We start from the raw sequence: 15,448 nt of genomic DNA, 5'->3' as shown, positions 1-15,448 counted from the left end.
GCGAGTATCACAACTTGCTACATGAAGACGCGATAAAGAACATTATCGATATTCACACATTGGTATGAGGGGTAAAGCCTCTACATACCATGGTATGTCCAGGTTCTGATCTCTGTTATGGGGTCGGTTGGGCATGCGGTAACTTGCATGCTACTTACTCGATAGGGGCAAGGAGATGGCCATTCAATGGCAGGACGCCATGTCCATTGGCGTTCCCGACCTGGATGCCGATCATCGGGCGCTGATTGACCTGATCAACGGCTTCGAAGCCTGCCTGGAGGCCGGAGACGAGCCGGGGACCGGCGCCGTGATGCGCGATCTGGTCGGGCTGATCGCCGACCATTTCAGTCGCGAGGAAAACCTGCTGTCCGGCATCGGCTGCCCCAGCTTCTACGCCCATCGCGACAGCCATGACGCGGTGGCCGACCGTATCCATCTGTTGCGGCGACGCTATCTGGTCGCCACCGATTCCGACACCAGGCGCGACATCGCCACCACTTTGCTGGGTTTCATAAGGACGTCCCTGATGGATCACATTTTGACCGAGGACAACGCCATGGGCCGACGGATGGCTCCCGCCGCCGATCAGCGGCCCCTGCCGCCGGCGCCGTCCGGGCCGCCGCCGTCTACGGCCAAGGCCCCGCCACAGCAGGACGTGGAATACAGCCTGCCGCCCCATCTGGCCCATCTGCTGACCCGCCTGAACTACATCCAGGCCGAACTGCCCCGGCCGCGCGGTGGTTTCGACTCGTTCGAGGCCCTGTGCGCCGAGGCGGTGGCCCGGCGCATGGAGGAGGTGCTGGTGGTGTTTCACAAGCACAATCCCGCCTTCCACCACAGTCTGCCGCTGCCTTTCGTTCTGTCGCCCGACTTCGTGCCCCCCTTGCGGCGGGCGGTCGAGCGCCTGATCATGCCGGAACTGCTGAAAAGCCGCCTGCTGCGCCAGATGACCACCCGCTGCGACTGGCGGACGGTGGACGGCGACAGCTTCTGGGATTACGTGGATAACGCCTTGGCCGACGATATGCTGGAACGCTGGCGGATGGCCTGGGACGAGTTGAAACTGGTGGAGCGCGTCAAGGACGACGGCAGCCGCGTCTTCCAGGTCAAGGAGACCACCAGGGCGCTGCGCGACATGCTGCAGCCGCCCTCGCCCGAGGCCTACGACCTGCCGCGCATCGGCAATACCGAGATCGAGACGCTGAAATCCCTGTTCGACCCCACCCGCGATCTGGCCGGGGGGCTGCACGCCGCCTGGCAGCGTTGCCACGACCTGTACGAGCAGGAGATGGAGCCCCGGGTCTTCCAGCAGACGGCGCGGGAAGGGGCGCTGCGCGATTACCTGCTGCTCGCCCACCAGCAATATGCCGGCCATTGGGGCGAGTTCCTGACCCTGACCGCCCACCGGGTGTTCGGTCGGGTCACCACCTTCTTTCTCGAGCGCTTCATCACCAATCTGGGCCGTACCGAACAGGAGCGGGCCGCCCACATGCCCTATCTCATGCGCTACCTGCATCAGGTCCGCGACCGCCCGGAAATCCGCCGCCGCGAGCGGGAGGAGGAGGCGGAATGGCAGGCCCAGCGCCAGGAACTGCGGAACGTCCTCAAGGGTATCACCGCCGCCGCCTGATGAAGGTGTCTCTAAAATTACTCCAATGTGAGTATCTTCACAGAAGGCCCGGCGGCACAAAGGTATAAGGCGGGAAAATTAAGCCCGTTTCGGGTGTAAACCCGATTGAGCCGGTTCGCTGGTTCGGGTAAATCATCGGGCGTTACTGGGGGAACTACGTACATGCTCGCCACCACGGCTCTTCCGGACCGGCCCTTCATCGCCATCCGCTGCAACGCCTGCCGCTACTTCACGCTGGAGCGTTGCTGCAATGCCTCGGCTCGGCTGGAAGGGCACGAGGATCGGGATGGCGAGTGCCCGCATTTCCGCTTCGGCCTGTCCTCCGGCCCGGCGCCCGAGTGGCAGGTGCGCTGAAGCGCAGACGCGCGAACGCCTCCCCGTCGCGACGGGGAGGTCGGATCGGTCCGAAAATCCTCAGCGTCCCGCCATCACGTAGTCGCGCAGGCTTTCCGCTTCCATCTTGGTTTCGTCCAGCCGGGACTTCACCACGTCGCCGATGGTGACGATGCCCGCCACATCGCCGTTGCCGTCCACCACCGGCAGGTGACGGATGCGTTTGGCGGTCATGATTTCCATCAGGCGCTCGACGGTGTCGTCCTGGTGGCAGACGAAGACATCGGCGGTCATCAGGTCGCGGACCTTGGCGGTGATGCACACGTCGACCGCCTCTGCCAGACCGCGCACGATGTCGCGTTCCGACAAGATGCCGGCCACCCGGTCGCCGTTCATGACCAGTACCGCGCCGATCTTATGCTGGGCCAGCAGCCGGGCGGCGTCGCCGACGCTGGCGTCGGGGGTGACCGAGATGATGCCCGCGCCGCGGGCCTTGGACTTCAGGATTGTCTTGACGATCATGGGCACCCTCCCTTGGGATCGGAACTCCGGGTTCTCCCCTTAACAGTTTGGGGCGGCACGAAGTCCCTTCAAGGGAGGGGGGCATCAGTATAGCAGCTTGACCGCCAGGGCCCGGTCGGCGGGCGACAGGGATTGATTGCCCAGCAGGTAGTGGAGCGCGGTGTGGCCGCGCGCGTCGGCCCGGTGGGGATCGGCGCCGGCGTCCATGGCCTTGGTGATGTCGGCCAGGCTGCCCTTGGCGGCGGCGGTCATCAGCGGGGTCTTGAGATCACGCGGCAGGTGGCCGTTGCCGGCCGCCCCGGCGGTCAGCGCCCCGGCTGGGTCGCGGGCGATGTGTTCCAGCAGGTTGAAGTCGGCGTCGCGGCCCTTTGGGGTCGGGCAGTCGGTCAGCGGCCCGCCCTGCAGCGGCCCCAGGCGCTTGGCGGTCTCTTCCAGCAGGGCGCGATGGCTGGCGGCCATGCGGCAGGGAAAGCGCAGGTTCATGCCGTCGAACACCGACGGCTCGGGCTCGGACTTGCGGGCCACCAGATCGTAGCCCTTGGTGGACGGCATGGTCTCGGCCAGCAGCACCGCCTCGACCCGCCGAAGCGTCAGGGCGTAGCGGATGAAGACATAGGTGTCGGCCTTGACTCCCTTGCCCTGGGGGGCGTCGGGCAGCAATTCGAAATAGCTGATCAGCCATTCCTCCTTGTCGGCCAGCAGCGGGTCGGCCTCCACCTGCTCGTCGGTGGGCACGCGCAGGTCGATTTCGGTGTCGATGTCGTCCAGCATGTTGGACGCCTTGACCGTGTTGCCGGCCAGGAATTCGCGCAGCGCGCCGCCGATGGCTTCCAGCTTGTCGGCGTTGGCGTCGGCGGGAAGCGCCGGCCGGCCGGCGCCGGCGCGGTTCATCTCGGTCTGGATGCGGGCGAAGGTGACCAGACCGTCGCCCGGCACCGCCGCCAGTTCGTCACCGCCCGAGGCCGGCGGGCGGCCCGACAGGAACCAGGCGCCGGTTCCCGCCGCCAGCAGCAGGGCGCAGGCGGCGGCGATGACCGTGTGCTTCGACATGCCGTTTCGCCTAGCGCTTCAGCGGCTTGTACTTGATGCGGTGGGGCTGGTCGGCGTCGGTGCCCAGGCGGCGGTGACGGTCGGCCTCGTAATCCTGGTAGTTGCCCTCGAACCACACCACCTGGGAATCGCCCTCGAAGGCCAGGATGTGGGTGGCGATGCGGTCCAGGAAGAAGCGATCGTGGCTGATCACCACGGCGCAGCCGGGGAACTCGGCCAGGGCGTCTTCCAGGGCCGAGAGCGTTTCCACATCCAGGTCGTTGGTGGGTTCGTCCAGCAAGATGACGTTGGCGGGGCGGCTCAGCATCTTGGCGAGGTGCACGCGGTTGCGCTCGCCGCCCGACAGCACGCCCACCTTCTTCTGCTGGTCGGCGCCCTTGAAGTTGAACAGGCCGGCATAGGCGCGGGAATTGATCTTGCGCTTGCCCAGGTCGATCTCTTCCTGGCCGTCGGAGATTTCCTCGAAGGCGGTCTTGTCGGGGTCCAGCGAATCGCGGCTCTGATCCACATAGCCCAGCACCACGGTCTCGCCCACGGTGAAGCTGCCGCTGGTGGGCTGCTCCTGGCCGGTGATCATGCGGAACAAGGTGGTCTTGCCGGCGCCGTTGGGGCCGATGATGCCGACGATGCCGCCGGGGGGAAGGCGGAAGTTCAGGTTCTCGTACAGCAGGTTGTCGCCGAACGCCTTGGAGACGTTCTCGGCCTCGATCACCTTGCCGCCCAGGCGCGGTCCGGGCGGAATGCTGATGACGGCGGGGCCGGTGGCCTTTTCCTGGGACTTGGCGACCAGATCCTCGAAGGCGCTGATACGGGCCTTGCTCTTGGTCTGGCGGGCCTTAGGCGAGGACCGCACCCATTCCAGCTCGTCGCGGATGGCGCGCATGCGGGCGGTCTCTTCCCGCTCTTCCTGCTCCAGGCGCTTGCCCTTCTGCTCCAGCCACGAGGTGTAGTTGCCCTCGTAAGGAATGCCGTGGCCGCGCTCCAGTTCCAGAATCCAGCCGGTGACGTTGTCCAGGAAGTAGCGATCGTGGGTGATCATCACCACGGTGCCGGAATAATCCTCGAGGAAGCGCTCGAGCCACGCCACGGATTCGGCGTCCAGGTGGTTGGTGGGTTCGTCCAGCAGCAGCATGTCGGGGTGGGACAGCAGCAGGCGGCAGAGCGCCACACGGCGGCGCTCGCCGCCCGACAGCAAGGTGACGTCGGCGTCGCCCGGCGGGCAGCGCAGCGCGTCCATGGCGATCTCGATGGTCCGCGTCAGGTCCCAGGCGTTGAGATGATCGATCTTTTCCTGCAGATCGCCCTGCTCGGCGATCAGGGCGTTCATCTCATCGTCGGTCAGTTCCTCGGCGAACTTGGCCGAGACTTCCTCGAAACGGTCCAGCAGCGCCTTGGTCTCGGCCACCGCCTCCATGACGTTGCCCATGACGTCCTTATTGGGGTCGAGGTGGGGCTCCTGCGCCAGATAGCCGATCTTGACGCCCTCGGCCGCCCAGGCCTCGCCGCCGTATTCCTTGTCGATGCCGGCCATGATCTTCAAGAGGGTCGACTTGCCGGCGCCGTTGACACCCAGCACGCCGATCTTGGCGCCGGGCAGGAAGCTGAGGGTCAGCCCCTTCATGATTTCCTTCCCGCCGGGATAGGCCTTGGTCAGGTTCTTCATGACGTAGACGTACTGATAGCTCGCCATCTTATTGATTTCCTTTCATAATTTCGCCTGAAAACGACCTGTCCAGAAACTGTCCAGACCGTTTGGCCGAAAAACGCGCATCAGCCCACACGACGGCGGACCTGATTTTCGCAAATTCGGACATAAGATGGCGGTACAGGGTTTCCTCCATGAAGCTGCGACAGTGCAGCGACCGGCTTTGCCAAGCTACCTGTCACGGTCCTCCGCCTAAAGTGCGGCGGGCGGATCGGATAGATAGCCGAGAAAGCCTGTGTTGAAGCACAGCCAGCTTTATTCGGCAAGAGGGCGAACGGTCATCTTACACCTAGCGGCCTCTTTCTTCCTTGGGAATGGGGGAACGCGACTGCGGCCCCCTGCCCGTCGGCGAGACTGGGTCAGGAGGGAGCAAGAGGACTTCGCAGGGACCCGGTTGCACGAACCAAGCGTAGCGGCAGAGAGGAAACTGGGAGGAAGCCTCTTGCTGGGAACCTCAGGGCAACGCCGTGGGGTTCCCGCAAACTGATGAAAAATAGGGGTATTTGCCGCCTGATGACCACCCGAAAAGGTAATTTGACTCGGTGAGTAAATTCTAATTGGCGTTGATTGCAATGATATTCTGCCCCTAAAATTCGCGTCAAATTATCATGTCGCATCCGGAGTCAGCCAGTGGCACGAAAACCGCCTCCCCAAGCTATCCCGCTGCCAGCGCAGTTGTCTCCCGAACAAATGAGGCAAGCGATACCTCGTCTTGAAAAGAGAATAGCTGAGCTTGCGCAGCTGAATCTAAATTCTTTGACCGAGGAAAATGGTGATGATGTCTTGTGCGGTCATGTAAATAAGATAAATGATACGCTTATTGGGATATATGGCCACAATTCAATCGAATATAATCGATATGCTGTGGATGGCTTGAGCTTCTATTCAATGGCGCTATTTGCTGGATATGATAGAAGTTTCCGCGCGCGTCTTCCTGACATAACCAAGGCTGTAATGTCTTTGTTGTCTAACTTGAAATCTGCTCTCGATATTTTGAAAGAAAAAGTGGGAGAAGTTGATGCCCCTGCGGCGGGTAATTCGATCCGCGCTTATCAAGGGCTTGACCTTCACTCTGAAATCTCTCGAGCGGCATCGCGGCTGTATACAGACGGCCACTATGCCAATGCAGTCGAGGCTGCTGTTAAAGCCCTTAATGGGCTTGTTCGGCTTCGCAGCGGCCTTGAAATCGATGGCACATCGCTCATGGAAAAAGCGTTTTCCCCCAATGCTCCCGTGCTTAAGTTCAACGATCTTGCCAGTCAGTCCGACAAGGATGAGCAAAAAGGCTTTATGCAAATGTTCTCTGGTGCTGTTTCGGGCCTCCGGAATCCCCGCGCACACGGATTTCTGAAAGACGATCCTGAACGTGCCCTCGAATTCATTGCGTTCGTAAGCCTACTTGCCAAGCTCCTAGACGAAGCGTCAACCTGATCGAGGCGAGCGGGAGGCGTCTTCCATGTTCACCCTTCCGCGCGGCCTCGGCATTTCGACAGACGTTCCACTCGCCTCGGCGGCGTGGGAAGCGCCTGCCGCCGTGGAAAGGTTGGCCTATGCCGGTGGGGCGTCGTTGTTCGTCGGGGCGATTCCGGCGTCCGAGACTTGGCCCGTTCTGGCCGATCTGTATGAGCGCGGCGGTGCGGCTCTGAGCGCCGTCGAGGCGTCCAGGCTGCCGCCGCTGGAGCGGGCCGAGCGGGTCAATGCGCTGGAGAGCCTGTGGCGCGCCGCGCAGTTTGCCGATTGCGTGCCCTTGGGCCTCGACGATGACCGGCATTTCGTGACCATCGCGGGAAGCCGGTCGGGCAAAGGAACCAGCGCCATCATTCCCAACCTCTGCCTTTATCCTGGCTCGGTGGTCTGTCTCGATCCCAAGGGGGAGAATGCCACCCTGACGGCGGCACGACGCGGGGGCGGTGCGGAAGGCTGCGAAGGGATGGGCCAGCCGGTCTTCGTGCTCGATCCCTTCGGCGTCGCCGATGTGCCCGACGAACTGCGCGCGGGCCTCAATCCTCTCGCGCTGCTCGATCCCGACAGCCCGTCAGTGGTCAACGATGCCGAGCTGCTGGCCGAAGGGCTGGTGGTGTCCACCGATCCGCGCGACGCCCATTGGGACGAGTCGGCGCGCAATTTCATCAAGGGGTTGATCCTCCACCTCGTTGCGACGATGGATAATCCAAGCCTGTTCACCCTGCGCCGCTTCCTGACCCAAGGCGATTATCAGGGCTGGGACGATGCCATGGTGGAATGGGAAGACGCGGGCAAGGACGCGCGAGATTTCGCGGCTGGCCACGCGCGGGGACTCGGAATTGGCCTCGCGCTTGCCTTCTCGTTGGCCGGAATGCTCGGTGCGCGCCTGCTGCTGGCGTTGTCGCTTCTCGGCTTCCTGCGCTCGGTTGACCGCCATGTGCTGCCTGGCGGTCTTGGGAGCTTCGCCAGGGCGAAGCTCGGCCTTTTCCTCCCGCTCTTGCCCGATCCGCTCCCGTTCGGCCCGCAGCTCCTTGGCCCGCTCCGTATAGAACTTGGCTTTCTCGTCGTCGCGGCGGGCCTGCTCGCTGTCGGGGCCGCCGATGACACGGCTCATGCCAGCAAGGCGCTGGCTGGTGATCACCATGTAGTCGCCCGGCCACAGACGGTAGGCCAAACCGCCCACCGGCAATTCCATCAACGTCGTTCCCAATTCCGCCCAGCCCATAGCGGCCTTGATCCGGCAAGGGTGCGCCTTTGCGTCGGCGTCATAGCCGCAAGGCCCTCGAGCGGGCCTCCTTCTCTTCGTTCCGGTCGCAGACGATGCGGCCCGCCTCCTTCGGCGCTGTGCCTGCCGGAAGGCCGCCATGGGCGTGGCCCGAACCAAGGGAGGCGACGATGAAGGAATACACGATGAGCGAGCTTTACCACCTGACGCGGGCGGAGCTGCTGCGCCTCGATCACGAGGTGACCATGGAGCTGTTCCGGCTGCCGGTTCTATGCGACGAACATACCATCGCGTTCACCAACCAGCGCCGCATCCGCCGCGAACTGGCGCGGCGGGAATGGGGCTGCACACCATGCGATTGACCCCTCGACACAGCTAGCCAGCCTGCCCATAGCTATTTGCAGGATAGGTTATTAGGGGCGCTAATCGACTGATGGAGTGGGAGGGTGGATGCGTGCTGACCAGATTTTCCAGAGAGCACTTCCAAGATAGTATCCCGCTACTGCGGAAACGCCACCCGCGACACAGGCCGTGAGGGCGGGGCAAGCATTCAGCGTGGAAACGCCACCGACCGCCGTCGCACTCAACATTGAGCCAAACTCAGATGCGTGTTTAAGGCGTGTCTTTTCCACGGGAGTCAGGGGCCGCGTTGACGATAGCGGCCAATCCCAAGCAGCCTCTATGGCTTTTAGAACGCCATAATCACGCCGCGCATGATTCCCATCTATATTCATGCCCAGACCAGATAGCACTACATTTTGTGCCTGTCTAGTCTTTTTCGCCGACAAGATCACGTATGCCTTGGTGTGCTGCAACGCACCCGACGGCGTAGCTGAAGCCCATTGTTGGAGGGAATTGCGTGTTTGCCGCAACAACCCCAATCCCGAGCCCAAGAGACAACGTCCCTCGAAGGATGTCGCGCTTTCTCGGCTTTCTAATTTTTCGGGGCATCCCCCTTGCTTCATCTACTTGCTCGATAGCATTGTTTGCCGTCTCAGCGAAATTTGTTGCCGCGTCGCCAATCTCGTGCCCGGAAATGAGAGTGTCAAGAATTGCCGCCCTTTTTAGAAGGCGTCTAGCTGATGATTTGCTGTATCCAAAATTATTCATTAGGGATAGTTCAAATGAAAATATATCATCTTTAATTAATTCTGTTGGCCTTCGCTTGGCAAACTGATGTCCTGTTTTGCTGGCATCGGTATCGCCTGTGTGTTCAGTGGCGTCCTCTAGCATATCTGCAATATGCTTCTTTAGTATAATTTCTTGAACGCCCGAGATGGCTGAATTTAACTCGGCTTTTGCCTCATCTATTGATGGGGTTGCTCTGGAGTATCTCTCCATTGCCCTCTTATATCTCCGAAGCGCATCAAAAAGCTCACGCAGCTCTGGTGTCCATATATAAGTCATCCGCCACCTCATTCCCCAGCACAACCATCAAGGTGAATTTAACCGCCAAATCCCCTATTCCTTTCTGACTCTAATGACCACGATTTTCAATCAGTTCTTGTTGTGGCATGGAGGTGATAGAAGGTTTGTCCGCCTCTTTCGACGCACAGACACTTACTGCTTCGGCTTCAATTCAGGCCTCGGCGAGCACACCGTCAGCAGCCTCGATCCGCGCGTCATGGCGACATAGAGGTTTTTGGCATTGAGCGTGTGGGCGTTGAGGACCACCACGACATCCGCCTCCAGCCCCTTCAGCAGGAGCGTGCTGCCGACGGCGCGTTTGGGTACCCTTACGCACGGCATAGCCGCAAGGGGGGCGCGGACCAAGCCATCTCGAATTCCACCAAAAGCTACTGCCCTAATTGGGCAAAAGGAGCCTCCTTCTGATAAGTCATATTGACATTCAAGAGCTTTTTATATCGCATAATATGCTCTCAAGAGCATATTATTGACTTATTAAGTATGCTTGAATATGCTCTCAAGAGCATGAATTTATCGATTCTACGCTCTTGAGGAAACATGGCTGCACGCAACCAGCTTTTAATGAGCCCCCCCCACGCGGTGGAGATCGCGCTTCGCCGCCTTGGCACGGATTTGCGTACCGCGCGGACGCGGCGCAATCTGACTGTGGCTGAAGTCGCCGAAAAGATTGGGACTGGCCCAAGGGTCATTCTTGATGCCGAGAAAGGCAAGCCTTCCAGCAGCGCCGCCGCCTATGTCGCCCTTCTCTGGGTGTATGGCCTGTTGGATCAGATGGATACGGTCGCCGATCCGACTCACGACGAGCGTGGCCGGTCTTTAGCACTCGCCCGCGAGAAAAAGCGTCCGCGTCAACGCAAGGGGCTGAGCGATGATTTCTAGGCCCAGCCGCGCGGAGTGCTACGTCTATATCATGCTGCCGGGGGAGACGAGCTTCGTCACCGCTGGGCGGTTCGAGTTGGCCGAAGATCGGCGCGGCAATCCGCTCGGCCGCTTTGTTTACGGCCAGAGCTACCTCGACCGGCCCAATGCCGTTGATATCGATCCGGTTGAACTCAAGCTGCAAAGGGGCACGTTTGAGACCACGGCCCTCAAGGGCGTGTTCGGCGCACTACGCGATGCCGGCCCCGACTATTGGGGCCGCCGCCTCATCGAGCGGCATGTGGGCGGCCAGCTTGGCGAGCTTGATTACCTGCTCAATTCGCCCGACGACAGGGCTGGGGCGTTGGGATTCGGACTGGGGGCCACGCCGCCCGCGCCTCTGCGCCGCTTTAACAAGACGCTCGCCCTGGAGACCTTGCAATCCATCGCCGATGCCGTTGTCGCCGACGAGAAGCTGCCGGATGAGGTCACGCATGAGCAGATCAAGGAACTGATGCTCATCGGCACATCCATGGGCGGCGCGCGCCCAAAAGCGGTGGTGGAGGACGAGGACGGGCTTTGGCTCGCCAAGTTCGGGCGCTTCGATGATCGCTGGAACAACGCGCGGGTCGAGCGGGCGATGTTGGTGCTGGCCCAGCGGTGCGGCATTACGCCCGAGGCCAGCAAGATCGCCACCGTCGCTGGGCGGGATGTTCTGCTGGTCAAGCGCTTCGACCGCGAGAAGGGCATGAGTGGCTACCGCCGTGCCCGCATGGTGAGTGGCTTGACTATCTTGCGGACCGAGGACACGAACCAGTCGCGCGACAAATGGTCCTATGTCGCTCTGGCCGAAGAGTTGCGGCGCATTTCAGCGACTCCCAAGAAGGATGCCGGCGAATTGTTCCGCCGCATGTGCTTCAACGCCCTGATCTCCAACGCCGACGACCACCCGCGCAATCACGCCGTCATCGCTCCTGGCGCGGAATGGAAGCTATCGCCGGTCTACGATCTGACGCCGCAAAACCCGGTCAGCATGGATCGCCGCGATTTGGCAATGGTCTGCGGCGATCAGGGCCGCTTTGCGAATGCGCGGAATCTGCTGTCGCAAAGCGCCCGTTTCCTGCTGGATCAAGGCGAAGCCGAAAGCATCATCCGCGACATGGCGGCGACGGTCGAACAGGGCTGGTACGAAACGGCGCGTGGGGAAGGCGTGTCCGAAGCCGATTGCGAACGGATCAGAGGCGCGTTCGTCTATCCGGGCTTTTGGCAGGATCGCACTTAACTAGGCATGGTCCGCCGCCGAACTCGGCGGGCTGGACCGAAAAAGCCGGTCGCTTATGGGCCTACAGGCCCACGCCCAGCAAAAGGGAAAGACGGATGGCTGCGCGCAGCCAAGGTTGATCAAAAGCGGGGCCTCGGCCCCGTGCGAAAAACCATCGCGCTTCAGCGCGATTCCGTGGGAGACGGCTGGATCGGTTCCCAGCCAGGCAATCCCTGAAGAATGCGATCCGCATTCTTGACGGGCGTGACGTGGCCGTAGTGGTCCTCGATCATCTTGACGGATGTGCCCATCTGCTTCGCGAGGAAATACACGTCTACCCCTTCCGTGAGGCGGAAGGTGGCGTAGGTGTGGCGGAAGCAATAGGTGCTGCGCCTGCTGCCCGAGGAGCTGTGCAGCAACTTGGACTCGGTCAACAGGCTTTCGACCAGAGAGTGATAGAGGGTACGCGCCTCCTTCCCCTCATCGGTCGAGAACACATGATCATCGGGTCCCGTCGCCTTGCTGATGGCACGGATGCGCTCGAAATAGGTGGCGACGTTGTTGGCCGCGACAAGGTTGCGGTGCTTGCCCTTGCCGCGCACGCTGAGACGGACGAACTCCCGCCCCTGCTTGTCCGTCTGCAAGGACACATCGCGCCAGAGCAGATTCCGCGCTTCGGAAGGCCGCATGCCGGTGTTGGTCATCACCAACACGAAATTGTAGGCCATCGTGCGAAACCAGATGTTCCGTTCGGTGCGCGTATCCTTGACCCACTGCCGCGCAAAGGTGTGCAGCTTGCGGTATTCCTGGGGCGTGAACTCCTCGCGGGCCACCTTGGCGACGGGCAGCTTACCCTTGAACACCTGGCTTTCGCGGATGTAACGCTTGCCGGCGGCAAAGCCCATCACCGCGCGGAGAGGCATGGCCCACGTCCTTTCTGTCCAGATTCTGTCTAGGTCGGGCGCGTAAGTGCTTGATCTGCCGTACCTGTCCAGAGCCTGTCTAGGACGTATCGTATCAAAATATCGTTTAAAGTCAATTAATTAGGAAAGTACTCTCATCACGTAGACGTACTGGTACGAGGCCATGGGGCTCTCCACTCGGGGCGTGACGATTTGGAAGATTGAGTAGACGGGTGGCGCCGCCCCGTCAAGCGTGGGAACTACCGGCCGCGCCGGTCGGCGGGTTCGGTACGCGGTGAACTCAGCGCGAAACGATCAGGTGGGGCACCGTGGGCAGTTCGGCCAGCAGTTCGTCGGCCAGCAGGCGCGACCACGAGCGGGTGTCGTTGAACGAGGCCTGCAGCGCCGCGTCGCAGCGCATCTGCCAGTCGTCCATGGGGAACATGGCGACCCATTCGATGCCGTCGTCGAACATCAGCACCGGGAACAGCACTTCGCGGGTCATGCGCCAGGGGGTGCCGGCGTCCAGGCAGCGTCCGCTGTTCTGCAACAGGCAGCGGGGACCGTCGGCGCCGTAGGTCAGCACGGCGTGGCGGCCGTGGCCGGTCTCGCCGCAGATGGCGGCGGTGAAGCGCCGGAAGGTGGCCTCGGCTTGCGGGTCGTCCAGGGTGCAGCGGAACACTTGGGGGGCGGGCATGGGGTTCTCTCCAGGGACTGCGTCATCAGAGCATGGGTGGCATGGCCGGCCCCTTGATGCCCGTCAAGGGGCTTCCCTTGCCCCCGGCGCCGCCGGGCTATAGGCTGACGGGATGAAAAAGCCCAAGATCGTCCCCATTCCGTCCAAGCAGGAAATCCTCGACTTCATCCGTTCCCAGCCGGGACGGGTGGGCAAGCGCGAACTGGCGCGGGCCTTCAACCTGAGGGGCTCGGACAAGATCGACCTCAAGGCCATCTTGAAGGAACTGGAGCGCGAGGGCGCCGTCGAGCGCGGCCAGAAGCGGCGCTTCGCCAGCCCCGGCACCCTGCCCGATGTCGGCGTGGTGGAGATCATCGGCACCGATGCCGACGGCGAATTGCTGGCGCGACCGTTGAACTACGAGGGCGAGGGCCGTCCGCCGCGCATCTTCATGGCGCCGTTCCGCCCCGGCGAGGCGGCGGTGGGCGTCGGCGACCGGGTGCTGGCCAAGCTGAAGCGGATCAGGGGCGAGGACGTCTACGAGGCCCGCGCCATCCGCATCATCGGCGAGGCGCGCGCCCGCGTGCTCGGCGTGTTCGAGCCCAATCCCGACGGCACCGGCCGTATCCGCCCCACCTCGCGCAAGGAGAAGGCCGAGTACATGGTGCCGAGGGGCGAATCCCTCGACGCCAAGGCGGGCGAACTGGTGCTGGCCGACATCATGCCGGGGCGGCTCTACGGCCTGCGCTCGGCTTCGGTGAAGGAGCGCATGGGCCTTCTGGGCGCGCCGCGCTCGGTCAGTCTGGTGGCCATCCACACCAACGACATTCCCTTCGAGTTCCCCGAGGCCGCCCTGAAGCAGGCCGCCGCCGAAGGGCCGGCTCCCCTGGGCGACCGCACCGACCTGCGCTCCATTCCGCTGGTCACCATCGACGGCGAGGATGCGCGCGACTTCGACGACGCGGTATTCGCCGAACCCGATCCCGATCCCAAGAATGCCGGCGGCTGGCACTGCATGGTCGCCATCGCCGACGTCTCCTGGTACGTGCGGCCCGGCGACGCGCTGGACAAGGAAGCGTTCAAGCGCGGCAACTCGGTCTATTTCCCCGACCGGGTGGTGCCCATGCTGCCCGAGGAACTGTCCAACGGCTGGTGTTCGTTGAAGCCCGACGAGGACCGCCCGTGCATGGCGGTGCATTTCTGGCTGGACGCCCTGGGCAACAAGCTGCGGCATCGTTTCGTGCGCGGAATGATGCGTTCGGTGGCGCGTCTCACCTATACCCAGGTGCAGGCGGCCAAGGACGGCACTCCCGACGAGAAGACGGCGCCCCTGCTGCCGAACGTGATCGAGCCGCTGTACGGCGCCTGGGCGGCCTTGTTCCGCGAGCGCAAGGAACGCGGTGTCCTCGAACTCGACATTCCCGAGCGCAAGGTGATCATCACCCCCGAGGGCAAGGTGGAGTCCATCACCGAGCGGGAGCGCTTCGACAGCCACCGGCTGATCGAGGACTTCATGATCATGGCCAACGTCTGCGCCGCCGAGACCTTGGAAAAGGTCCACAAGCCCTGCATGTACCGTATCCACGATCTGCCCAGCCAGGAGAAGCTGGAGGGCCTGCGGGAATTCCTGTCGTCGCTGGATTTGAAGCTGGCCAAGGGTCAGGTGCTGCGCCCCGCCCATTTCAACCGCATCCTGGAGGCGGTGGCCGACACCGCCAATTCCCATCTGGTCAGCGAGGTGATCCTGCGCTCCCAGGCCCAGGCCCAGTACAGCCCCGAGAATATCGGCCATTTCGGCCTGGGGCTGGCGCGCTATGCCCACTTCACCTCGCCTATCCGCCGCTATGCCGATTTGCTGGTCCACCGGGCGCTGATCGCCGGCCTGCATCTGGGCGAAGGCGCCCTGCCTGCGGATGCAGTCGCAGAATTCGCCGAGTGGGGCGAGCACATTTCGGTGACGGAACGGCGCGCGGCGGTAGCCGAGCGCGAAGCGGTGGACCGCTACGTTACCGCCTTCCTGTCGGACCGGGTGGGAGCCTCGTTCAGCGGCAAGGTGTCGGGGGTGACCCGCTTCGGCCTGTTCGTCACCCTGGACGGCACCGGCGCCGATGGGCTGGTGCCCATCTCCACCCTGCCCGAGGATTTCTACGTCCACGACGAGGTCCACCACTGTCTGGTGGGCAAGCGCACCCGCAAGACCTTCCAACTGGGCCAGAAGCTGGAGGTGGTGCTGGCCGAGGCCAACACGCTCACCGGTTCCATGGTATTCAAGCTGGAGGGTGGCGAGCGTCCGCCCCGCCCGTCGTCCCGCCCGCCGCGTCCTGGCGCCAAGCCGTTCCGCCCCGGCGCCAAGCGGCACAAGGGGCGCTGAAAATCATGTATCGGCGGACCCGG

Annotated in this window: 15 protein-coding genes; 8 read left to right on the top strand and 7 right to left on the bottom strand. The window is 62.6% G+C overall.

What is annotated here, in order from left to right; genetic code table 11:
• Positions 1–175 precede the first annotated feature (175 nt).
• Together CP958_RS17755 and CP958_RS17750 are read left to right on the top strand one after the other, a co-directional pair.
• Positions 176–1,630, top strand: coding sequence for a hemerythrin domain-containing protein (locus CP958_RS17755; protein ID WP_096703529.1), 1,455 nt, complete (start codon positions 176–178; stop codon positions 1,628–1,630).
• Positions 1,631–1,792: 162 nt separating this feature from the next.
• Positions 1,793–1,984: a hypothetical protein gene (locus tag CP958_RS17750; protein ID WP_096703528.1), complete on the top strand. Its 192-nt coding sequence runs from the start codon at positions 1,793–1,795 to the stop codon at positions 1,982–1,984.
• A gap of 60 nt (positions 1,985–2,044) precedes the next feature.
• Here CP958_RS17750 and CP958_RS17745 read toward each other — a convergent pair whose 3' ends face one another.
• From CP958_RS17745 to ettA, 3 genes are all read right to left on the bottom strand, one after another.
• Positions 2,045–2,485 carry a CBS domain-containing protein gene (locus CP958_RS17745; RefSeq protein WP_096703527.1) on the bottom strand — a complete coding sequence of 147 codons (441 nt, stop codon included), beginning with the start codon at positions 2,483–2,485 and terminating at the stop codon, positions 2,045–2,047.
• A gap of 84 nt (positions 2,486–2,569) precedes the next feature.
• Positions 2,570–3,535: an ankyrin repeat domain-containing protein gene (locus tag CP958_RS17740; RefSeq protein WP_096703526.1), complete on the bottom strand. Its 966-nt coding sequence runs from the start codon at positions 3,533–3,535 to the stop codon at positions 2,570–2,572.
• Positions 3,536–3,545: 10 nt separating this feature from the next.
• Positions 3,546–5,225, bottom strand: a complete 1,680-nt coding sequence (ettA, locus tag CP958_RS17735) for an energy-dependent translational throttle protein EttA (RefSeq protein WP_096703525.1) — start codon at positions 5,223–5,225, stop codon at positions 3,546–3,548.
• Between the two features lie 645 nt (positions 5,226–5,870).
• Between ettA and CP958_RS17730 the strand changes: the two genes are divergently transcribed.
• Genes CP958_RS17730 through CP958_RS17720 form a run of 3 tightly spaced genes read left to right on the top strand, consistent with a single transcriptional unit; the run spans position 5,871 to position 8,291 of the window.
• Positions 5,871–6,671 carry a TIGR02391 family protein gene (locus CP958_RS17730; protein WP_141400563.1) on the top strand — a complete coding sequence of 267 codons (801 nt, stop codon included), beginning with the start codon at positions 5,871–5,873 and terminating at the stop codon, positions 6,669–6,671.
• Positions 6,672–6,696: 25 nt separating this feature from the next.
• A complete protein-coding gene (locus CP958_RS17725) occupies positions 6,697–8,103 on the top strand; it encodes a type IV secretory system conjugative DNA transfer family protein (protein WP_096703523.1) in 1,407 nt (468 codons plus the stop codon).
• Complete coding sequence (locus tag CP958_RS17720; protein ID WP_096703522.1) at positions 8,100–8,291, top strand: hypothetical protein; 192 nt, start codon at positions 8,100–8,102, stop codon at positions 8,289–8,291. Before CP958_RS17725 ends, CP958_RS17720 begins: the two co-directional genes overlap by 4 nt.
• A 406-nt stretch (positions 8,292–8,697) precedes the next feature.
• On the opposite strand, the gene CP958_RS26005 is transcribed toward CP958_RS17720, so the two are convergent.
• Positions 8,698–9,336, bottom strand: a complete 639-nt coding sequence (locus tag CP958_RS26005; protein WP_141400562.1) for a hypothetical protein — start codon at positions 9,334–9,336, stop codon at positions 8,698–8,700.
• Between the two features lie 153 nt (positions 9,337–9,489).
• On the bottom strand, positions 9,490–9,678 hold the full coding sequence (locus tag CP958_RS17715; RefSeq protein ID WP_197706421.1) for a hypothetical protein: 189 nt from the start codon (positions 9,676–9,678) through the stop codon (positions 9,490–9,492).
• Between the two features lie 216 nt (positions 9,679–9,894).
• Here CP958_RS17715 and CP958_RS17710 point away from each other — a divergent pair, with 216 nt between their 5' ends.
• Positions 9,895–10,236 carry a helix-turn-helix transcriptional regulator gene (locus CP958_RS17710; RefSeq protein WP_096703521.1) on the top strand — a complete coding sequence of 114 codons (342 nt, stop codon included), beginning with the start codon at positions 9,895–9,897 and terminating at the stop codon, positions 10,234–10,236.
• The gene (locus tag CP958_RS17705; protein ID WP_096703520.1) at positions 10,226–11,497 is read left to right on the top strand and encodes a HipA domain-containing protein; all 1,272 of its coding nucleotides are present in this window, start codon (positions 10,226–10,228) and stop codon (positions 11,495–11,497) included. Before CP958_RS17710 ends, CP958_RS17705 begins: the two co-directional genes overlap by 11 nt.
• 161 nt (positions 11,498–11,658) lie before the next feature.
• Here the strand turns inward: CP958_RS17705 and CP958_RS17700 are convergent, their stop codons facing one another.
• Positions 11,659–12,399: a tyrosine-type recombinase/integrase gene (locus tag CP958_RS17700; RefSeq protein WP_197706420.1), complete on the bottom strand. Its 741-nt coding sequence runs from the start codon at positions 12,397–12,399 to the stop codon at positions 11,659–11,661.
• Between the two features lie 280 nt (positions 12,400–12,679).
• Complete coding sequence (locus CP958_RS17695; protein WP_096703518.1) at positions 12,680–13,075, bottom strand: hypothetical protein; 396 nt, start codon at positions 13,073–13,075, stop codon at positions 12,680–12,682.
• 112 nt (positions 13,076–13,187) lie between these two features.
• On the opposite strand from CP958_RS17695, the gene rnr reads away from it, so the two are divergent.
• Entirely contained in the window at positions 13,188–15,425 is a 2,238-nt protein-coding gene (gene rnr, locus CP958_RS17690; RefSeq protein ID WP_096703517.1) for a ribonuclease R, read from the top strand.
• Positions 15,426–15,448 lie beyond the last annotated feature (23 nt).

The organism is Magnetospirillum sp. 15-1 (genome assembly GCF_900184795.1).
Lineage (GTDB): Bacteria > Pseudomonadota > Alphaproteobacteria > Rhodospirillales > Magnetospirillaceae > Phaeospirillum.
Note: the sequence above shows the minus strand (reverse complement) of the source record. Positions and strands in the feature narration are given on the sequence as shown.